17 protein-coding genes and 3 pseudogenes are annotated in these 19,484 nt (G+C 66.4%); 8 read left to right on the top strand and 12 right to left on the bottom strand.

What is annotated here, in order from left to right:
* Positions 1-53 precede the first annotated feature (53 nt).
* From E3U25_RS12235 to E3U25_RS12225, 3 genes are all read right to left on the bottom strand, one after another.
* Positions 54-881 (bottom strand): ABC transporter ATP-binding protein, encoded by an 828-nt coding sequence (locus tag E3U25_RS12235; protein WP_116222607.1) that lies wholly within the window; start codon positions 879-881, stop codon positions 54-56.
* Positions 881-1,678 carry an ATP-binding cassette domain-containing protein gene (locus E3U25_RS12230; protein ID WP_036757674.1) on the bottom strand — a complete coding sequence of 266 codons (798 nt, stop codon included), beginning with the start codon at positions 1,676-1,678 and terminating at the stop codon, positions 881-883. Before E3U25_RS12230 ends, E3U25_RS12235 begins: the two co-directional genes overlap by 1 nt.
* A gap of 167 nt (positions 1,679-1,845) precedes the next feature.
* Positions 1,846-2,163 carry a DUF1007 family protein gene (locus E3U25_RS12225; protein WP_072463134.1) on the bottom strand — a complete coding sequence of 106 codons (318 nt, stop codon included), beginning with the start codon at positions 2,161-2,163 and terminating at the stop codon, positions 1,846-1,848.
* Between the two features lie 37 nt (positions 2,164-2,200).
* On the opposite strand from E3U25_RS12225, the gene E3U25_RS12220 reads away from it, so the two are divergent.
* From E3U25_RS12220 to E3U25_RS12210, 3 genes are all read left to right on the top strand, one after another.
* On the top strand, positions 2,201-2,704 hold the full coding sequence (locus E3U25_RS12220; RefSeq protein WP_116222606.1) for a copper chaperone PCu(A)C: 504 nt from the start codon (positions 2,201-2,203) through the stop codon (positions 2,702-2,704).
* Between the two features lie 121 nt (positions 2,705-2,825).
* A complete protein-coding gene (locus tag E3U25_RS12215) occupies positions 2,826-4,163 on the top strand; it encodes a PepSY domain-containing protein (protein WP_244295288.1) in 1,338 nt (445 codons plus the stop codon).
* A gap of 4 nt (positions 4,164-4,167) precedes the next feature.
* Positions 4,168-6,108, top strand: a complete 1,941-nt coding sequence (locus E3U25_RS12210; RefSeq protein WP_116222605.1) for a TniQ family protein — start codon at positions 4,168-4,170, stop codon at positions 6,106-6,108.
* Between the two features lie 696 nt (positions 6,109-6,804).
* On the opposite strand, the gene istB is transcribed toward E3U25_RS12210, so the two are convergent.
* From istB to E3U25_RS12185, 5 genes are all read right to left on the bottom strand, one after another.
* Positions 6,805-7,560 (bottom strand): IS21-like element ISPve1 family helper ATPase IstB, encoded by a 756-nt coding sequence (gene istB, locus E3U25_RS12205; protein ID WP_116220987.1) that lies wholly within the window; start codon positions 7,558-7,560, stop codon positions 6,805-6,807.
* Positions 7,557-9,053, bottom strand: coding sequence for an IS21-like element ISPve1 family transposase (gene istA / locus E3U25_RS12200; RefSeq protein WP_116220988.1), 1,497 nt, complete (start codon positions 9,051-9,053; stop codon positions 7,557-7,559). Before istA ends, istB begins: the two co-directional genes overlap by 4 nt.
* Positions 9,054-9,150: 97 nt before the next feature.
* Entirely contained in the window at positions 9,151-9,567 is a 417-nt protein-coding gene (locus tag E3U25_RS12195; protein ID WP_116222604.1) for an STN domain-containing protein, read from the bottom strand.
* A 136-nt stretch (positions 9,568-9,703) separates the two neighbouring features.
* Complete coding sequence (locus tag E3U25_RS12190; protein WP_116222603.1) at positions 9,704-10,657, bottom strand: FecR family protein; 954 nt, start codon at positions 10,655-10,657, stop codon at positions 9,704-9,706.
* 1 nt (position 10,658) lies between these two features.
* On the bottom strand, positions 10,659-10,934 hold the full coding sequence (locus tag E3U25_RS12185) for a sigma factor-like helix-turn-helix DNA-binding protein (protein ID WP_244295335.1): 276 nt from the start codon (positions 10,932-10,934) through the stop codon (positions 10,659-10,661).
* A gap of 275 nt (positions 10,935-11,209) precedes the next feature.
* On the opposite strand from E3U25_RS12185, the gene E3U25_RS12180 reads away from it, so the two are divergent.
* Complete coding sequence (locus tag E3U25_RS12180; protein ID WP_166435582.1) at positions 11,210-11,992, top strand: autotransporter-associated beta strand repeat-containing protein; 783 nt, start codon at positions 11,210-11,212, stop codon at positions 11,990-11,992.
* A 32-nt stretch (positions 11,993-12,024) separates the two neighbouring features.
* Entirely contained in the window at positions 12,025-13,317 is a 1,293-nt protein-coding gene (locus tag E3U25_RS12175) for a CPBP family intramembrane glutamic endopeptidase (protein ID WP_166435581.1), read from the top strand.
* An 817-nt stretch (positions 13,318-14,134) separates the two neighbouring features.
* Here the strand turns inward: E3U25_RS12175 and E3U25_RS12170 are convergent.
* The 4 genes and pseudogenes from E3U25_RS12170 to tnpA form a co-directional block, all read right to left on the bottom strand.
* Positions 14,135-14,557: a DUF1489 family protein gene (locus tag E3U25_RS12170; protein WP_114537472.1), complete on the bottom strand. Its 423-nt coding sequence runs from the start codon at positions 14,555-14,557 to the stop codon at positions 14,135-14,137.
* 354 nt (positions 14,558-14,911) lie between these two features.
* Positions 14,912-16,536 (bottom strand): annotated as a pseudogene (gene tnpC / locus E3U25_RS12165) (IS66 family transposase).
* 54 nt (positions 16,537-16,590) lie between these two features.
* A complete protein-coding gene (gene tnpB, locus E3U25_RS12160; protein ID WP_116222598.1) occupies positions 16,591-16,938 on the bottom strand; it encodes an IS66 family insertion sequence element accessory protein TnpB in 348 nt (115 codons plus the stop codon).
* Positions 16,935-17,312: an IS66-like element accessory protein TnpA gene (gene tnpA, locus E3U25_RS12155; RefSeq protein ID WP_116222597.1), complete on the bottom strand. Its 378-nt coding sequence runs from the start codon at positions 17,310-17,312 to the stop codon at positions 16,935-16,937. The genes tnpB and tnpA overlap by 4 nt, the downstream gene beginning before the upstream one ends.
* Positions 17,313-17,389: 77 nt before the next feature.
* Between tnpA and E3U25_RS25055 the strand changes: the two are divergent.
* From E3U25_RS25055 to E3U25_RS12145, 3 genes and pseudogenes are all read left to right on the top strand, one after another.
* A pseudogene (locus E3U25_RS25055) lies at positions 17,390-17,764 on the top strand (carbonic anhydrase); the annotation flags it as partial.
* Positions 17,765-17,774: 10 nt separating this feature from the next.
* Positions 17,775-17,975, top strand: a pseudogene (locus tag E3U25_RS25050) (hypothetical protein); the annotation flags it as partial.
* A gap of 226 nt (positions 17,976-18,201) precedes the next feature.
* Complete coding sequence (locus tag E3U25_RS12145) at positions 18,202-19,410, top strand: Bcr/CflA family efflux MFS transporter (RefSeq protein WP_116222846.1); 1,209 nt, start codon at positions 18,202-18,204, stop codon at positions 19,408-19,410.
* Positions 19,411-19,484 lie beyond the last annotated feature (74 nt).

Below are 19,484 nucleotides of genomic sequence, written 5' to 3'. Positions count from 1 at the left end.
TTCATGGCGGACGCAGGCGCCGCCGGACAGCGGTTGGTTTTCAGGCGGGGGGCCTACGCCTGCGGCGCGGGCAGCCTTGCGGCATCGGGCAATGCCGCCGCGACCAGTCCGCGGGCGGCGGGGTGGTGCGGATCGGCCAGCAACTCGGCACTGGGGCGATCCTCGACGATGGCGCCGTCATACATCACCACCGTGCGGGTGCAGAGCCGCGACACATCCACGATGTCATGCGACACAATCAGCAGCCCGGTGCCCTGGTTCTCCGACAGATCCCGCAGCACCGCGGCAACCTGTCGGCGGATCGGCAGGTCGAGGCCGCTCATCGGCTCGTCGGCCAGCAGGAAAGCGGGGCGCGTGGCGATGGCGCGGGCGATGGCCACCCGCTGTGCCTGGCCGCCGGAGAGTTCATTGCGGCGGCGCAGTAGGAGCTCCGGCCCGAGCCCGACCCGTTCCAGCGATTCACGGATGCGGACATCGTGTTCGCAATCCACACCAAGGCGGCGCAGCGGCTCGGCGATCTGCTGGCGCACCGTCATACGCGGGTCCAGCGAGGCCGCCGGGTCCTGCGGGATGTATTGCACCGATTGCCGATACCAGCGCAGTTCCGCCATGCCCGCCGGTCGGACCGGCTTGCACTGGCACAGGATATGCCCGCAATCGGGCGCGTCGATGGCGAGCAGCGAGCGCAGCAGCGTCGTCTTGCCTGAACCCGAGGCGCCCACCAGCGCCACCCGCTCACCCGGCCACAGCGCGAAATCGACCCCGCGCAGCACCATGCGGCGTTCGGGCTTGCGCCACAGGCCCGCCGGGACCGGAAAGCTGCGCTCAAGCCCGCTGACCGACAGGAAAGAGCCATCCTCGTTCATGAGAAGGGCGTTCATCAAGCAACCTCGCGGACGATATGCAGCCCCTCGCAGGCGCAATCGACCAGTTCGCAGGTGAAGGAATGACGCGGGCGATTCAGGATCTGGTCGATGGGACCATCCTCGACGATCCGCCCCTCGGCCAGGATCAGCGCCCGGTCGCAGACCCGCATCGCCGCCGACAGATCATGCGTGACCAGCAACAAGCCGGGGCTGCCGGGCGCGCTGGTCTTTTGCTTCAGCACCTCCAGCACCTGCGCCTGCGTCACCACGTCCAGCGCCGTCGTCGGCTCATCCGCGACGATCAGCCCGGTGCGGCAGGCCAGCGCCAGCGCGATGCAAACCCGCTGCCGCTGGCCGCCCGAAATCTCGGCCGGGCTGGTCCGCAGGAAGGCGTCGGTGCCCGGCAGGCCGATGGAGGCCAGCAGGGCACGGACCTCCTCCCGCGCCGCGCCAGCATCCAGCCCGCCATGCCGCCGCAGCGGTTCCTCAAGCTGCGATCCGATGGAGACCAGTGGGTTCAGCGCCGATTGCGTATCCTGGAACACCATCGCCACTCGCGCATCGGCGGGACGCTGCGGCACGCGGATGTTCAGCACCTCATGGCCGTTCACGCGCACGCTGCCGCTGCATTGCGCGCGCGGCGAAATCAGCCCAAGGATCGCCGCCGCCGTCATCGATTTGCCGGAGCCTGATGCTCCCAGCAGGCAGATCCGCTCGCCGCGCGCGACGGTGAAGTTGAGCGGACCGACGATCTCGCGCGGACCGAAGGAGATCCGCAGCCCCGCGACCTCCAGCATTGCCGTTCTGTCCATACCCGCACCTGCATCCGCGTCGATAGCTGTCCGGCGTTCAGGAAGACAATGTAATGCTATTACATGTCAAGAGCGGCAGTGATGTTATTACGTGCGATCCTGCTTTTTCTGGACCCATAGGCCTGACAACGCAAGACGAAGAGCCGTTAAATCCCCGCGCAGCGGTCTCAGCGCGCCGCACGACATGAAAGCATCCATTCGTCGGCGAAGGCTGCCCCGACATTCGACGTAATCTTCTGTCCCATCGCGACAAGCGCATCCAGCAGCGCCAGTTCGTCGGCATGGCGACGGCGTGCCGCCTCGCCGTCTGCCCGCCTTACCCGGATCTCGCATCCTTGCCGGCCGGCGATCCGCAGAGGAGAGGACAGCCGATAGGTGGTGTAGTAACCCGGATCATACATCCTTATCGAGATCGCGCCCTGCGCGCAGGTGCTTGCCCCCTCGGCTCGGGGACCGCCCGCAGTCTGAACCTCGCCATCGTCCATCGGGGCGGTGAATGCAGTTCAGACACGAGATAGAACCATGAAATCCAGAATTCTGGCCGCCCCGATGCTGGGCGCGCTTTTCCTTGGCCTCCTTGCCGCCTCGGCCTCGGCCGATCCCGTAACGCATGGAGATCTGCTTTCGGACGGCTATGTCCGCGCCATGCCGCCCAATGCCCCGGTGGCCGGCGGTTATGTCACCATCGCCAACAAGGGCAGCCAGGAGGACCGGCTGGTCGCGGCCCGCTCGACGCGGGCGGGCGAGCTGCATATCCACGAGATGACCAGGAAGGGCGACGTGATGAAGATGCGCGAACTGCCCGATGGCCTGCCAGTCCCGGCCGGTGGCTCGGTCGAGCTGAAGCCCGGCGGCTATCACCTGATGTTCATGCAGGTGCCGACCCCCTTTGCCGAGGGCGAGATCGTCGAGACGACACTGGTCTTCGAGAAAGCGGGCGAAATCGCCCTGCCGTTCGAGGTGCGCGCCATGAATGCCACACCCGCCGCCGACCAGGGCCATGCTTCGGATCATTCGGGCCATTGAGCGCCCGTTCCCAGCCAACATCGGTCCTGCCTCGGCGGGCCAACGCATGCGAGGACTCCATGTCTGCAATTCCCAATACCGCTCGCCAGGGTGTGGGCGACCTTTATCGCGCCGCCTGGCGTTGGCATTTTACGCGGGCTTGCTGGTGCTGCCCTTCATGATCACGCTGTCGATCAACGGCGCGATGTATGTCTTCCGCAACGAGATCGACAACTGGTATCACGCCGACCTCAAGCGCGTGCAGGTGCAGGACAGCCAAAGGCTGGCACCGACCGCGCAGGTCGCCTCGGCCCTGGATGCGGTTCCGGGCACGGCGGTCAAATACACCGATCCGGCCGACCCCGGCGCCTCGACCGAGATCACCGTCAGCACGGAGCGCGGCAAGATGGCGGTCTATGTGAACCCCTATAACGGCTTGGTGCTGGGCGCGATGCCGGATCGTTCGACGATCATGTGGACGATCCGCACGCTGCACAGCTTCAAGTATTTCGGCACCTGGACGCGCTATGTCATCGAGATCGCGGCGGGCTGGTCGATCCTGCTGGTCGGCACCGGCACCTGGCGGTGGTGGCCGCGCGGGCAAAAGGGCGGCATCGTCTCCGTTCGGGGCAAGCCGCAGCGCCGGGTGTTCTGGCGCGACCTGCATGCGGTGACGGGGCTGCTCGTGGGCTTCTTCATCGTCTTCTTGGCCGTCACCGGCATGCCCTGGTCGGGCGTCTGGGGCAGCAAGGTGAACGAATGGGCCAACGGCAACAACTTCGGCTATCCCGACGGGGTGCGGGTGAACGTGCCAATGTCGCAGCAGAAGCTGGATCAGATTGCCAAGACCTCGTGGTCGCTGGAACAGGCGCAGATCCCTGAAAGCCCGGTGCCCGGCGGCACCCCGATCACGCTGGACGATGCGATCGCGTCCTTCGACCGGCTGGGTCTGCATCGCGGCTATGCCGTCAACCTGCCGCAGAAGCCCGAAGACATGTTCAGCGGTTCGGTCTATCCCGACGACCTCACTCAGCAGCGTGTGGTGCACCTGGACCAATATAGCGGGCAGCCGCTGCTGGACATGGGCTATGCCGATTACGGTCCGCTGGGGAAATGGCTGGAATGGGGGATCAACACCCATATGGGCCAGACCTTCGGCGTGCTGAACCATGCCGCGATCACGGCGATCGAAGGGCGCAGCACCGCGGCGACCCGGATGGCCGGGCTGCTCGTTGACGAATGGACGCCCGAGCGGATCCGGGATTTGGAGGCCAGCCTCTATATCGGCTTCAATGCGGGTGGCGACAAACCGGCTCGGCCTGCGGCTGCTGATGGCCTTGGCCGTTCCATTCCGGACCCGGAAGCGCAGGCGCCGCGCCCGGCGACCTTGCCGGTGATGCCGGCCACTGATCCTGCCCCCACGCAACCCGACCTGCCCGATGCGGCCCCCGCAGCGCAACCCTGGTCCATCATGGAGTAACCCCATGCCCAATCCCACCGAGGCCGCCCGGATCCTTCAGAAACTGCGCAAACTCCGCGTCGATACGCCAAGGGACGCCGCATTCATCACCCATCTCGACCGGCTGTTGTGTCGGGATGAGGCGGGCAACCTCTTGCCCGAGCCGCAGCGCTTTTCCGCGGGGCGAGAGACCCACGGCGTGATGGTGGTGGATGGTGCCGGTGGCGGCAAGACCACGCTGATCTCCCGCGCCCTGGAACGGCACCCGGTTCTGTCCGGAGCGACGGGGCGGCACTATCTCGATGCCAGCGTGCCCAGCCCCGCCACCTTCAAGAGCATGACCGCTGCGCTGTTGCAGCGCAGCGGTTACCCGGTGATCACCGCCAACCGCGAAGGCTGGGGCCTTTGGGAAACCCTCCGGGGTCGGCTCAAGGATCTGGGTATCACGGTTCTGTGGATCGACGAGGCGCATGACCTGTTTTGCGCCGATCGCCACCTGATCCTGCGCGCCCTCAAATCCCTCATGCAGGGGGACGAGGCCGTCATCCCGATCCTGTCCGGCACCGAGAGGCTGCACGAGATCGTCCGTTCCGATCCTCAGGTCCAGCGTCGGCTTTCGACGCTGATCCTGCCGCCGGTCTCGGAGGTGACGGATGGGGCAAGCTTCTCCGGGGTAGTCCGGGAATATTGCCGGATTGCGGGGCTTGAGCCGCCGCTTGACGGTGATCTGATCCTGCGCCTGTTTCATGGCGCGCGCTATCGCTTTGGCCGCTGCATCGAGACCCTGGTCGGTGCGATCGAGTTTGCCCTGGAGGCGGGGGCATCCCGTCTGGACATCGCCCATTTTGCGGAATTCTGGGCGATGCAGGAGGGCTGCCCGCCCGGCGGCAATGTCTTCCTCGCCCCGGATTGGCCGCAGATCGACCCCGACCGGAACGAGGCCGACGATCCGCCTGCTCGCGCGCGGGCCCGGCGGCGGCGGGGCATGAGCATGGCCCGCCTTTTCCCCCTGCTGCCGTTCCGGGCGGATGAGACCCATTGGTCCTGGGCGGCCCGCATGGCCGCTTTCCATATCCGCGGCCCCATCGGAACCTTCCTGCGTGATCTCGGCCTCGATCCTTTCGTTCTGTCCATCGGCGATCCGGATGAGGTGGCCCGCCTGTGCGCAACCGCCGGGCAGGATCCGGGACCGGTGCTGCGCAACACCCTGATGCGGAACACCTGCCGGAGCTGGCGGCTCGGTGAGGAGATCCTGATCGACAGCCTGCGCCCGCAGCAGGATCTGCGCTTTTGTCCGGCCTGCCTGGCCGAGGACGATGCGATCGCTATGGCGGTAGGTCAGGATATTGCCATCCACCGGCGCGAACGGCTGATCTGGCGGCTGAAGCCGATCCGGTCCTGCCCGACACATAGGCTGCCCCTGATCCGCCGGGATCGGCCTGGTGGAGCGGACGGCAAGGGCGTCTTTGCAGACAGCGTTCCGGAAAACACCGCTAGGTTGCAGGATCTTGCAGGCTGCGCTGCGCCCTGCCCCGGATCCCCGCTCCAGACCTATATCGCTGACAGGATTGCAGAACGCCCCGGTCCGGTATGGCTGGACAGCCTGCCGCTCGAACAAAGCATCCGGGTGACGGATCTGCTGGGCACCGCTATGGAGTTCGGGCCATATGCCGCTTTCGACGACCTATCAGTCCAGGATCAGATGCTGCAACCACTTGTGGCTGGATCTACACCGCCAAAGGGGTGGCGGGAATCCGCGGCGCATTGCAGATCCTTCAGACCGGGTTTGACCCCGAGCGTTCTCCCTGCCGCATCAAAAACTGGGGAGCTTTCGGGTCGTTGCTCGACGAACTCCACCATCCCGCACCGGGCAGCCCGTTCCGCAGAATCTTCGAAGAGCAATTCGAGAGCATTGGTGGAACCTGACCCGCTATCGGCAGGCCCAGTCCGGCCCTGCCCTCCATAAGATGCCAGACTTCGTCACGCCGCCTTCGGGCGGCCTTTTCTTTGGCCATCACGCAACATTTCGATGGTCAATAATCGCGCGTAGAATGGTCAAAGCGGGAAAACGCGCGATTCTTGGATGAATTGAAATCAATGGGTTATATGTAATGGACCGGTGCGAGTTGGCCATTATTTCAGTGGTTCGACATAGGAACACTGGCTGCGACGGGCCTTCCGTCGTTTTCAGTTGCGAGGTCCACAGTGAAACCCCTTATCCCGTTGATCGTCAAAGCGGTTCTGCCGCCCGTCCTCGGTGCGGCTGGTGCCGTGGCCGCGACCATGTTCCCGGCCTATCATGCCGCCGTCTGTGGCGGTGTTGTCCTTCCCGGCATCTCCTTCCCACTCGGGGGCTGACATGCGTCGTGGTCGTGTCTTTGCGCCACAGTCGGTGTCGAGCTACGAGGAAGCGCAAGCGTGGCTGTGGGGCCATTCCCGTGTCGAGGAATGGCTCTTTGATCCCGACGCGGTATTGCCTCCCGAGGCGATGCTTGTCTGCGCCGTTTATTGGGTCTCTCCCGCCCAGCTGTCAACGGCGGAGTAAAACCCGGCCACGCGGCGGCGCAAAAGTCTGCCAGTTAGCGGCACAAGCACGGAACGTCGGGAGGGCGTAGCCCGACCAGAGTTCCGTGCTTGTGCCGTTGGTATTTTTTGAAAGGGGTCAGCCGGCCTTTCGGGCGCGGCTTTGGGCGAGACGATAGCTCTGGCCATTCATTTCGAGAATGCTGACGTGGTGGGTCAGCCTGTCGAGAAGCGCGCCGGTGAGGCGTTCGGAGCCGAATGTCTCGGTCCATTCGTCAAAAGGCAGATTGCTGGTGATCAGGGTCGATCCGCGCTCGTAGCGTTGCGAGATCAGTTCGAACAGCAGCTCGGCGCCGGTCTTCGACAGCGGCACGAAGCCGAGTTCATCGATGATGAGCAGCTTGTATCCTGCCATCTGCTTCTGGAAGCGCAGCAGGCGGCGCTCGTCGCGGGCCTCCATCATCTCGCTGACCAGGGCCGCGGCGGTGGTGAAGCCGACGGACAGGCCCTTCTGGCAGGCGGCCAGACCAAGGCCGAGCGAGATGTGCGTCTTGCCCGTGCCACTGGGGCCGAGAGCAATAATGTTCTCGCGCCGCTCGATCCATTCGCACCGGGCCAGTTCCAGCACCTGCATCTTGTTGAGCTTCGGGATGGCCGTGAAGTCGAAGCTGTCCAGGCTTTTGACGGCCGGGAACCTGGCGGCCTTGATGCGCCGCTCGACCATCCGCCGTTCCCGGTCGATCAGTTCCAGTTCGACGAGCCGGGCGAGATATCGGACATGGTCCACGCCTTCCGCCGCACATTGCCGGGCCAGTTTCTGGTGTTCTCGCAGGAAGGTCGGCAGTTTCAGCGCCTTGAGGTGATGGGCAAGCAGGATTTCCGGGGCGTCGCTCATGCCACGCCCTCCGCATTGACAGACAGCAGCCGCATGTAGGAGCGGGCCTCGGTCTTCTCGACCGTTGCCCTGGGCAGGTAGGGATAGCAGTCCAGATCCAGCCGGGGTGGCCGGCGCTCCACCCGGCACAACAAGAGATGCTTCACCGCATCGAAGCCGATCGCCCCCATCTGCAGCGCCTGCCTCACGGCCGCATGCAGATCGGCCAGATCGAAGGTTTCCAGAAGCCGCAGGACCTGGACATATTCGCGTCGGCCGTGCCGGTTCATCCGTGCCTCCATCAGCCGGCGCAGGGTGGCGAACTCCTCTGGCAGGTCCCAGTCCTGCAATGGTGCCGCCTGATCCAACGCATTGATCTTCTGCTCGATCAGCGGAAGGTAATGGAGCGGGTCGAAGACGATCTCGTCGCGATCCCAGCACCGGGGATGGCGGGCGATCACTTCGCCCCGGCAGCCGATCACCACCTCATGGATATAGCCCCGGATCCAGACATCCTGATGGCCGTAGGCGACGGGCACCGAGTAATCGTTGGTCTTGTAGCGCACCAGCGATTGCGACGACACGCGGCCGGTCGCCTGATCGCAGGCATCAAAGGGCGCCGCCGGGAGCGGGCGCATCGCGGCGAGATCGCGCTGCAGTCGCTCGCCGATCGTTTCGCTCTCGCCGCGAAGGACATCGTGCTGACGCCGCTTGCAGCGCTCCTCCAGCCAGAGGTTGAATTCTTCCCAACTGGCGAACTCAGGCATCGGCACCATGAAGTTGCGGCGGCAATAGCCCACCAGGCCTTCGACATTGCCTTTGTCGTTCCCCTTGCCAGGGCGGCCATAGCGATCCCGGATCAGGTAATGCGACAGAAACCCGCTGAACAGCGCCGCCCGCTTGCGGGTGCCATCCGGCAGGATCTTCGCCACCAGGCAGCGGTCATTGTCGTAGACGATCGACTGCGGAACCGCCCCAAAAAAGGCAAAGGCATGGACATGACCGTCCACCCAGGCCTCGGCAACCGCCGCCGGATAGGCACGGACGTAGCAGGCGTCGCTATGCGGCAAGTCCAGCACGAAGAAATGCGCCTTCTGTTCGACACCTCCGATCCGAACCATTGCCTCGCCGAAGTCGGCCTGCGCGTGTCCTGGGGGATGCGCCAGCGGCACGAACACCTCCTGGCCCCGCCGCTCACGTTCCCGGATATAATCCTTGATGATCGTGTAGCCGCCGGTGAAACCGCATTCTTCGCGCAGACGGTCAAACACACGCTTCGCCGTATGCCGCTGCTTGCGCGGCATGGTCCGGTCCGCCTCCAGCCAACCCTCGATGATCGGGATGAACGGATCGAGCTTCGGGCGCCTGACCTCGGCCGTCCGCCGGTAGCCCGGAGGAACCGAGAACGTCATCATCTTTGCGACCGTGTCGCGCGATATGTTGAATGTCGTCGCCGCCTGACGCTGGCTCATACCAGCAGCACAGGCCTGACGAACCTTGAGATAGAGTTCCACGCTGTAGATCCTCCCATCCTCCCTGCAGCCGCAGAAAGGGAAAAGGTGGACGACTTTTACGCCGCCCGCAGCAGCACCATGCCGCCGCTAACGTGGACTAATTTCGCACCGCCATTCTCACCGTCATGCCGGCGGAGGCGGAACGGCCTGAAATGACGACGCTGCGGGGATCGGAAAAGCTGTAATGCAGGCCCGAGCCCGACAGCAGCCGCGCCAGCGCCTGTTCCGGTCGCAGGTTGCCCGTAAGGCCCGACGTGCTCTTGCCGGACGTGACGGCATCCAGATAGGAGATCTGGACCCCCGCCTGCCGTCCCCAGACCATCAGCGCCTGGCTCAATGGCCCGGCCGGAATCGAGAACTCCACGCTTTGCGCGCTTTCCTGCGCCGATGCCGCTTGGCTGATCACGATGGTTCCGCCCGCCAGGACCAGCGTGGAAAGCAACAGTGCCCCCAGCATCCGCGCCGGCCGGATCGCGGTTGGATATAGCATTGAATAAACTGAACTTTCGGCCATGGCGAGCCTCTCCTTCGGTCAAACTGGACTGGAGGATGTGCCGTGCCTTCGCTCGCCGGAGCGCATTGGGTATTGCCCGACCCTATGACTGATACAATCGGGCAGGCGATTCATTCGGTCGATTATCGAAAAAAGTTCAGACGCTGGAGATGACCGCCAACAGACCCGAGACCCGGCGCAACCGGCCGCCGGTCGGGCGGACGGCGGCCTCGAGCGCTCGCTCGGGGTCGGAGATGTCGAAAAGGCCGCTGATCCGCGCGCGACCGATCGCAGCGTCCGCGACGATCACACGGCCGGGCAACCAGCGTGCGATCCGCGCGACAAGCGTTTCCAGCGGCTCGGCCTCGGCTACGACCATCCCCGTCCGCCAAGCCCCAGCCATGGCCCCGTCGCGGCTGCCGGTCTCCGGGTGGCCGGTCTCGGTATCCAGACGGATCCAGCGCCCGGCGCCGATACCGTAACGGGATGTGCCGATCAACTCGACCTCGTCCCTTGCAACGGCAAGGTTGACGACACCCGCATCCTGCGAGACCTCGAAGGATGCCCCTGCCGTCCGCGTCTCGACGCCGCCGTTCAATTCCAGGACGAAGGGGTGCGTCGGATCGGGTGCGACATCGAACCAGGCCATGCCCCGCAACAGGCGCACGGCGCGGGTTTCGCCATGGTCCGGCATTGCGATGGCACTGGCCGGACCCAGGGTGATCCGCGTGCCATCGCGCAACTCCACGGGCAGCAATTCGGCCGTGGCGGTCAACTGGTCCGCCTGCAACCGCAATCGCATATAAGGCAAGCCCCAGGCACCCAACACTCCAGCCCCCAGGCCGAGCGTCCCCGCAAGCACCAGATTGCGCCGGGTCAGCCGGGGCTTCGCCGGTTCGGCCAAGGCGGCACCGCTCAACCCATGCGCCTCGGCCACGCACTGCCAGACGCGCCCGTGCTCTGCGCTGCGCCCGCGCCAGGCCGAAATCGTCTGAAGCGTCACAAAGTTCTCCGGCGCGTTCTGCCGTCGGATCACCAGGTCGATGGCCTCGTCCAGCAGGCGGGATGTCCGGTCGTCCAGTTCCGGCCGTTTCTCGGATGCGGAGGCCATCTTAGAGCCCCCCTGTCCGCAGCACGATCCGGCGATAGGTATCACGGACCAACTCCCATGTGCGGGTTGGGGACAACCCGATCTCCTCGGCGATGCGCGCGATGGGCCAATTTTCGACCCGATGCAGAAGGAATGCGCACCGCTGGCGTTCCGGCAACTCGGCCAGGACGGCAGCCACCAGCCGCAACTGCTCACGAGAGGCCAGGATCGTTTCTGCGTCGGGCTCGCGGGCGAGTGCCCGTTGGGCTTCAGATTGCTCCAGCGGCAGCGAAAGCACCAAGGCCTGCCGCTTTGCGTGGTTGATGCCCAGTGCGCGCCACTCGGTAAAGATAGGCCCTCGACAGGTAGTCGGAAACATCCTGGGCGGGCCCCCTGGCGATGACCCTCGCGAAGGTGTCCTAGGTCAGGTCCGCCGCAGCTTCGGCATCCAGCCCGCGCCTGCGCAGCGAGCGGGCGATCCCCGGCGCGTGCCGCCGGAAAAGGCTCTGAAAATCCCAGGCCATGCCTGTCACTCCAAGTTCCACTGGACGTTACGGTCCATTACGATGCGAAATGACCCTGTGGCTAAGGTACGCCATCGTCAAGACCCAGGGCGGAACGCTGGTCCTGACCGGGGCCAACACCCATGCCGGCGGCACCAGGATCGAGGACGGCGTGGTCGCGGTCGCTGCCGACGACGCGCTTGGCCAGGCCGGGGGCGCGTTGACTCTGGACGGCGGCGTCCTGCGCGTGACCGGCGACAGCTACCGGGCCACGAACCGCACCGTCCTGGTGGGCGTCGACGGCGGCGGGTTCGACATCGCCGCGGCCGGCCACGTCTTTACCCTGGGCCGGGGCATCCTTGGCGGCGGAGAGCTCTACAAGCTCGGCGCGAGCACGCTGGCGCTGGCCGGCGACAATGCGGGCTTCGCCGGCAGCGCCACGGTCACGGATGGCCGGCTGACCGTGGGCGCCGGCGGGCTGGGCGGCCCGATCAGCGTGCAATCGGGCGGGACGCTGGGCGGATCGGGCACGCTCGGCGACGCGGGGGCCGCCGTCACCATCGCCGCCCGGGGGCGTCCACGCTCCGGGCGACCGCCTGGGCCGGCAGGCGGTCCTGGGCGATTATGTCCTGCGCGGCACGTTGCAGATCGCCGGCGCGCCGGAGGCCGTGGGCGGGTTGGTGGTGCAGGGCCGCGTCGACATTGCCGGATCGACCCTCGATCTGCGCTTCTCGCCCGTTGCGGCCGAGGGCTGGAGCGCGATCGCCCACCCCTTCACCATCATCGACAACCAGGGGACCGGCGCCGTAAGCGGAACCTTCGCCGCGGTGAACAGGAACCTCCTGTTCCTTGACCCGCAGCTGAACCATGCCGGCGGGGACGGCAATGACGTCACGCTGGAGCTGGTGCGACGTCTCCTTCGCATCGCTCGCGCGCAGGGCCAACCAGTCCTCGACCGGCCGGGGGATCGATGCCCTGCCCCGCGGCTACGCGGTATGGAACACGGTCGCGCTGATGAGCAACGAGAATGCAGTGCGCCGCGGGCTGGACCTTCTGTCGGGGGAAATCCATGCCTCGGCGCTGGACCTGCTGTTCGAGGAGGGCCGTTTTCCCCGCCTCGCCTTCGCCGACAGGTTCCGCCTTGCGGCCGGCACGGATCCCGGCAGCGCGTTCTGGGCGCGGGGCCATGGATCATCGGCCGATCGGCAGGGCGGGCGCAATGCCGCCGCGCTTGAGCAGGACAGCGAGAGGCTGCTTCTTGGGCTCGACGGACCGCTGGGCGACTGGCGGGTCGACTTCCAGGCGGGAGAGAACGGATGCGATGCAGGTCGGGACGGATCGACCGGCCACGGCAGGGCGGATCGGGGAAAGGACAAAGGATTGACCCAGGCTTTTGAGATCGGGTCGCGATCCGGCGGGCTCGACCGCCTTGCCGTCGCGCTTTGCGTCGTTGCGGCCCGGCTGGTGTTGACGACCAGCATCGGCCTGATGCCGCGCGATGCCCCGGTTTCGCTGAAACAGGCGACGACCACCACCTTGGCGTGGAAAAACCTTGCGGCGCTGGCATTCCTGCTGCTTGCCGTGCGGCTGCTGCGCGGGATCGGCCTGGGGCTGCGGTGGCCCGACTGGCGCACCCTCGGGCGGCTCCTCTGGTTTCCGCTTCTGCATCTTGCCGCCATGGCGGCCCTGGTCGGGGCGGCGGGCCAGGGAATGCAAGCGGTGGCGATCCATGTGATGGTCAACGTGATCGCCATCGGCATCGCAGAGGAGCTTGCCTTTCGGGGCGTGCTATGGGGCGCGCCGCGCCGGGCGATGCCGTTCTGGCCGGCCTTTCTGGCCGTTTCCGGGATTTTCGGAATCGCCCACATGGCCGATGTCGCCGGCACCGGGGACATGCAGGGCGGCATCGTGCAGTCCGTCGCGGCCGTGCTGTCCGGGACCGGCTGGCTGGCCCTTCGCATCCGGTGCCGGTCGCTTGTCCCGGCGATGGCGCTGCATTGCCTGTGGAACATCCTGGTCCTCGGCTTCGGCGGCTTCGGCGGCTTCCGCGCGCCGGGACGACCCGAGCCGGCCGGACGCGCGGATCGCGGCCGCCCTGCTGGCGAAAACCGGCACCAGGCCCGACCGCGCCGGGTGCGGGCGCGGCAACCGCGATGGGCGGACCGCCCGAGACGCTGATCAGGGTTCCCCAGCCGGTTGCCGGCCCCTGCAGAGCCATGCCGTGGACCGCGCCTCGGCCGCGATGGGCGATACGCCACTGCGCCCGGTGGGGTTTCTGTGCCCGCTTGCGTCGGATTGGCACGCTCTGCCCGGCAGGGAACACCCGCCAGGGCTTGCAGCCGCGGGATTTGGCAGCGGATTCCAGCGCCACGCCATCGGAAACGGCTAGTCTCTGCCGGTCAGGCCCTTCGGCGCGGGATCCGAGGTGAGGTTTCCGGGTGCCCATGACACTGGAATGTGCTGGCACGGCCTAGTCTCGCAGGAAGCTGGGGCAAAGGGATACAGCAGCCCGCCTCGGAGACCTGGAGACCTGGAGACCTGGAGACCTGGAGACCTGGAGACCTGGAGACCTGGAGACCTGGAGACCTGGAGACCTGGAGACCTGGAGACCTGGAGACCTGGAGACCTGGAGACCTGGAGACCTGGAGACCTGGAGACCTGGAGACCTGGAGACCTGGAGACCTGGAGACCTGGAGACCTGGAGACCTGGAGACCTGGAGACCTGGAGACCTGGAGACCTGGAGACCTGGAGACCTGGAGACCTGGAGACCTGGAGACCTGGAGACCTGGAGACCTGGAGACCTGGAGACCTGGAGACCTGGAGACCTGGAGACCTGGAGACCTGGAGACCTGGAGACCTGGAGACCTGGAGACCTGGAGACTGCGAAAGCCCGACGCGCCTGTCGAGAGGGTTTTCCACCCCGCCATGGGAAATTTTTGCCGCGCCACCTAGGGAAAGCGCATTGCCGGCTTTCGGCATGCCTTCCCGGATGGCTCAGCGCAGGCCCATCTCGGCCAGCGCCCTGGCGATTTCGGGGGGCAGGTCCGGCTCGGCCCCGCGGCCTGCCGGCAGGTCGGGCGGGGTCTCGGCGCCGGGCAGATAGCGCCAGCCCTGGAACGGACGGCGCGGCACGGCCGCGACGCGCACCAGCTCGGGGGCAAGGACCAGCGCGCAGCGGCGGATGCCGTCCTCGCCCTGCACCTCATGCAGCTCCAGGATGCGCTGGCGGGCCTGCATCACGCCCTTGAACACCCAGTAGATCGAGCCGCCGTCCAGCAGTTCGGCCTCGCGCTTGGGCCACATGCGGGTGACATGGCGGGCCGGGCCGCCGCCGAAACGGTGCTTCTGCCAGGCGGCGAGTTCGGCCGGATCGTCGCAGCCGACGCAGAGTTTCATCAGGTTCAGGGACGCGCTCATGCGCCAGATATAGCTCTGTGACGGGCGGGCGCAATGGACCTGTGCGCCAAGCCGCCATGACCGCAGTGCAGCGGCCGGGCAAACAGGACCGGCCCAGCGACGGGCGGGGGCGTGCTGTTTCCCCCGAGGCGATGACCACCCTGCGACAACATGGACGCCAGGCCGAATCCGATTCTTTGGCCAAAAAGCGATCATTCAGGAAAAATTTTGCAAAGCAACGCAGTCTGGTCCGGTGCAGTCTGGTCCGGTGCAGTCTGCGCGCCCGACCTCCTTGGGCTGTGAACCCATGAACACAACGGGAGGAGTAACCTATGATGTAACCGCTCGGTTTCTACCGCCTCGGCTTGCCGATGATCAGGCGGCTGCCGCCCGCGGTGCTGCCGGTGGCGCCCAGTTCCAGGGGAGCAGTTCGTCGAGCCGGTTGATCTTGTGGTCGTGGATGCGGTCCAGGATGTCGGCCAGATAGGCCTGCGGATCGAGGCCGTTCATCTTGGCCGTCTCGATCAGGGTCATGGCGCCGGCGAGAGTCTCGGCGCCGGTCTCGGCACCCGCGAAGAGCCAGTTTTTCCTGCCGATTCCAATGGGCCGCAGGGCCCTCTCGGCCGGATTGTTGTCGATGGCAACGCGGCCATCGTCGAGGAACAGGCTGAAGCCCGCGCGGCGGCTAAGGCCATAGCGGAAGGCCTTCGCGAGATCGCTCTTGCCGGGGAGCCGGCGTAGCTGCACCCCGGACCAGTCGAAGAACGCTTCGACCAGCGGCTTGCTCAGCGTCTGGCGGGCCGCATGGCGCGCCTTGGCAGTCTGGCCGGTGATGTCGCGCTCGATGTCGTAGAACGCCCCGATCCGATCAAGGGCTGCGCGGGCGATCTCGGATTTGGTGGATTGCCAGACGTCATGGAAGTCCCGTCGCAGATGCGCCCAGCACGCGGCCTCGCGGAAGCGGGCCGAGCTGCCGTCCGGTTCGGGAAGGTAGAGCTTGGCGTAGCCCTTGTAGCCATCTGCCTGTGAGGCATGCCGCTGGACCGTCGCAGGTGATGGCGGACATGCTCTTCCTTCCAGTCCGGCGCGAAGTGACAGGTCACGCCGGGTGGCGCTGAGCCGGACCAGGGCCGCTGATCGCGGACATAGGCCCAGATCCGACCCTTCTTCACCCCCTTGCCGAGGCCGCGGTCGCGCAAGGACCGGTCGAGCACCCGGATCGGGGTGTCATCGGCATGGAGCAGATCGCTGGCCATCACCGACATCTCGATGCGATCGATCAGCGGCTGCAGCACCCGCATCGCCCGGCCGCACCAGTCGACCAGAGTGCTGTCGGGGATGTCCGCACCCATGCGGGCGAAGATCTCGTTCTGGCGATACAAGGGAAGATGATCGTCGAACCTCGAGACCAGCACATGCGCAAGCAGCCCCGCGCCCGCCATGCTGCCGGGGATCGGACGGCTGGGCGCGGGCGGTTGCACCCTGTGCTCGCAGCGGCGGCAGGACTTCTTGAGCCGGGCGATCTGCACGACCTCCAGCTGCGCCGCAACCAGATCCAGCATCTCGCTGGTGTCTTCGCCCACCAGTCGTAGGTCGCCGCCGCAATCGGGGCAGCAGCTGCCGGGGTCGAGTTCCTGACGCTCGCGCGGCGTATCCGCCGAGACCCGCGGGCGGCGGCGTGTGGGGCGGTCCTCTGTATCGGGCTCGGCGATGGTCTTGACTTCCGGGGCATCCTCGGCGGCGGCCGCGCTGCTTTCGGCTGTCGCGACCATGAGGTCTTCAAGCGCCAGTTCCAGCTGTGCGATCTCGCGTTCGATCTTCTCCGATGACTGGCCGAAGACCTGTTTGCGCAATTTGGCGATCCGCGCCCGCAGGGTCTGGATCAGAGGGTCAGGGGCGCGCAGGGTCGCCGATATCTGCGCATTCCCGGCCTGCAAGGCCGCGATCAGCGCCTTCAGAAGCGCAGGATCATCCGGCAGGTGTTCGGCCATGCTCGACATGCGATCTGATAACACGGATCGGTCCGAACAGCCATAAAAACAACGTCTTCCGGTTCATCCGACCCGCGCAGGCGGCGCGCCCCAATCCGGCCTGCGCCAATCAATTCCTTCCCAGAGCATGGCAAGCTGCGCCGAAGTCAGGCGCATCGATCCTTCGCTACTGCCGGGCCAAGGGAAGCGGCCCCGCTCCAGGATCTTGTAGTAGAGGCAGAAGCACTGGCCGTCCCAATAGAGCAGCTTCAGCCTGTCGCCGCGACGGCCGCGGAAGGCGAAGACCGCGCCGCAGGTCGGGTTCTGGCGCAGCACGTCCCGGGCCAGCGCCGCCAGCCCCTCGATCCCCTTGCGCATGTCGGTCACGCCGCAGGCCAGATAGACCCTGACACCGGTTCCGGGGCCGATCATGCCGCCTCGACCACCCGGATCAGCCGCACCAGAACAGCAGGCTCCAGATCTGGCATGAAGCGCAGGCAGCGGCCATTGGCCAGCACCAACTCAATCTGCGGATCGGGTGCGGTCGAGCGGACAGTTGCCTCTGGCAGGGCCGTCTCTATCGGCTCGGGCGCCGAGATCGGCAGGAACAGCGCATCGGCGGTCGGAAACACCAGCCCCTTCTTCTTCAGCTCGGGCCGCCAGGCGTAGATCTGCTGGCGCGTCACATCATGGCGCTGCGCCACCTGCGTGACCGTCGCGCCATCGGCGCCAACCGACAGCACGATCCCGAGCTTCTCCTCGTCATCCCACCGCCGCCGCTCCAACCCAAGGACATCGCCACGCATCCTCAACCCCGCATAAGAGACGTCGCTAACGACGTCGTTATGCACGTCCCATAGCCGATCCGCCCAAACTCAGGCAGATGGTCGCAACCGGGCGGTTACCCCATGATGAACCGCCGCATGTTTCTTTGCACCACCGCTTCGTTCACGCCGGCCTCCGCCGGCGCGGGCATGGCGGAAACCGCCTGCGTCATGCCGACGAAGGAGCGCCAGGCCGACATGACCCCCGCGATGTCATCGCCGCGCTGCAAGAGGGCAATGCCCGCTTTGCCGCCGGGGCGGTGCAGCATTGCGACCTGAACGCGATGGCGCGCGAAACCTCGGAAGGGCAATATCCCGTTGCCGCGGTCGTGGGCTGCATCGACAGCCGCGTGCCGCCGGAACTGGTCTTCGACCAGAAGGTCGGCGACCTGTTCACCGCGCGCATCGCCGGAAATTATGTGAACACCGACATCATAGGCAGCCTTGAATTTGCCTGCAAGGTCTCGGGCTCCAGGGCCATCGTCGTGCTGGGGGCACAGCGCCTGCGGCGCGGCCAAGGGTGCCATCGACAAGGTCGAGCTGGGCTATCTGACGCATGTGATGCAGAGGATCGAACCGGCCATTGCGGCCGTCGCCCAGGCCAATCGCACCTCGAAGGACAAGGCGCTGGTGCAGCAGGTGGCCGAGAAGAATGCCGAACTGACCGTGGCCAAGATCCTTGCGGAAAGCCCGACGCTGAAGGACATGGCCATGCCGCCGAAATCGTGGTGGTGGCCGCGATGCACGGCACCGCCACGGGGGAAATCCGCTTCCTGTAGGCGAAAGGGACGGGATCAGGCGGGGTGCCCGCAGGGGTTGAACCCCGGGGCTTGCGAGGTTACGCCCCGGAGGTCCACCGATGGAAGACATCATGCCCAATCCCCAACCGACCCGCGGCCAGCCCCTGCCGGAGTTCATCGCGATGCTGGCGCTGATCTTCGCCGTCATCGCCTTTTCGATCGATTCCATGCTGCCGGCCCTGCCCGAGATCGCGGCCACCCTGACGCCCCAGAACGTCAACCGCGCGCAGCTTGTGCTGACCTCCTTCGTCGGCGGGCTGGGGCTGGGCCTGCTGGTCGGCGGGCCGCTTTCCGACGCGCTGGGGCGCAAGCCGGTCATCACCGCCGGCTTCGCGCTTTACGCGCTGGCCGCCGTGGCGGCGATCTTTGCCGATTCGCTGGACCTGCTGCTGGCGGCGCGTTTCGTGCAGGGCATCGCCGCCGCCGCACCGCGCATCGTGGCGCTGGCCATGGTGCGCGACCTGTACCAGGGGCGCGAGATGGCGCGGATCACCAGCTTCGTGATGATGGTCTTCATCCTGGTGCCGGCGGTGGCGCCGTCGATCGGGGCGGTGGTGATCCATTTCGTCGGCTGGCGCGGGGTGTTCGGCTCTTTCGTGGTGCTGGCGCTGATCGGCAGCCTGTGGCTGAACCTGCGCCGCCCCGAGACCCTGCCCGAGGCCGCGCGCCGGCCGCTGAACCTGCGCAGCCTGGCGGCCTCGGCGCGCGAGGTGATGGGCAACGGCCAGGTGCAGCTGGTGACGGTGGTGATGACGCTGGGCTTCGGGCAGATGTTCGCGCTGCTGAGTTCGGCCCAGCAGCTTTTCGTCGACACCTACGGCAAGGGCGAAAGCTTCCCGCTGTGGTTCGCCGCCATGGCCCTGCTGTCGGGCAGCGGCACGGTGCTGAACGCGCGCTATGTCGTGCGGCTGGGCATGCGGCGCATCGTGGGCTGGGCCTATGCCATGCAGGTCGTGGTCTCGGGCGCAATGACGGTGCTGGTGTTTTGCGACCTGCTGCCCGAGGCGCTGCGCTTTCCGGCCTTCTTCTTCTGGGCGGTCAGCGTGTTCTTCATGGCCGGCGTGACCTTCGGCAACCTCAACGCCATGGCCCTGCAGCGCATGGGTCATGTGGCGGGGATGGCGGCCTCGGTCGTCGGCGCGCTTTCGACGCTGGGGGCGGTGCTGATCGCGGCGCCGGTCGGGCTGCTTTACGACGGCACGGCGCGGCCGATCGTGCTGGCGACGCTGGTCTGCTCGGCGGTCGCGCTGATGCTGATGCGCGGCGTGCGCGAGGGCTGACGGCGCCGGCCGCGAGTTACCCACAGGGGAATGCGCCGCGGCCCCTTGCGCAGCCGCCGAAGCTGGCCTAAGAG

It is taken from the genome of Paracoccus versutus, from assembly GCF_029909795.1.
Classification (GTDB): domain Bacteria; phylum Pseudomonadota; class Alphaproteobacteria; order Rhodobacterales; family Rhodobacteraceae; genus Paracoccus; species Paracoccus versutus.
Note: the sequence above shows the minus strand (reverse complement) of the source record. Positions and strands in the feature narration are given on the sequence as shown.

Bases quoted from the DNA above. Each gene is read 5' to 3' on its own strand.
- E3U25_RS12235 (WP_116222607.1), bottom strand. From the start codon at position 881: ATGAACGCCCTTCTCATGAACGAGGATGGCTCTTTCCTGTCGGTCAGC.
- E3U25_RS12230 (WP_036757674.1), bottom strand. From the start codon at position 1,678: ATGGACAGAACGGCAATGCTGGAGGTCGCGGGGCTGCGGATCTCCTTC.
- E3U25_RS12225 (WP_072463134.1), bottom strand. From the start codon at position 2,163: ATGGACGATGGCGAGGTTCAGACTGCGGGCGGTCCCCGAGCCGAGGGG.
- E3U25_RS12220 (WP_116222606.1), top strand. From the start codon at position 2,201: ATGAAATCCAGAATTCTGGCCGCCCCGATGCTGGGCGCGCTTTTCCTT.
- E3U25_RS12210 (WP_116222605.1), top strand. From the start codon at position 4,168: ATGCCCAATCCCACCGAGGCCGCCCGGATCCTTCAGAAACTGCGCAAA.
- istB (WP_116220987.1), bottom strand. From the start codon at position 7,560: ATGAGCGACGCCCCGGAAATCCTGCTTGCCCATCACCTCAAGGCGCTG.
- E3U25_RS12195 (WP_116222604.1), bottom strand. From the start codon at position 9,567: ATGGCCGAAAGTTCAGTTTATTCAATGCTATATCCAACCGCGATCCGG.
- E3U25_RS12190 (WP_116222603.1), bottom strand. From the start codon at position 10,657: ATGGCCTCCGCATCCGAGAAACGGCCGGAACTGGACGACCGGACATCC.
- E3U25_RS12180 (WP_166435582.1), top strand. From the start codon at position 11,210: ATGACCCTGTGGCTAAGGTACGCCATCGTCAAGACCCAGGGCGGAACG.
- E3U25_RS12175 (WP_166435581.1), top strand. From the start codon at position 12,025: ATGACGTCACGCTGGAGCTGGTGCGACGTCTCCTTCGCATCGCTCGCG.
- E3U25_RS12170 (WP_114537472.1), bottom strand. From the start codon at position 14,557: ATGAGCGCGTCCCTGAACCTGATGAAACTCTGCGTCGGCTGCGACGAT.
- tnpB (WP_116222598.1), bottom strand. From the start codon at position 16,938: ATGATCGGCCCCGGAACCGGTGTCAGGGTCTATCTGGCCTGCGGCGTG.
- tnpA (WP_116222597.1), bottom strand. From the start codon at position 17,312: ATGCGTGGCGATGTCCTTGGGTTGGAGCGGCGGCGGTGGGATGACGAG.
- E3U25_RS12145 (WP_116222846.1), top strand. From the start codon at position 18,202: ATGCCCAATCCCCAACCGACCCGCGGCCAGCCCCTGCCGGAGTTCATC.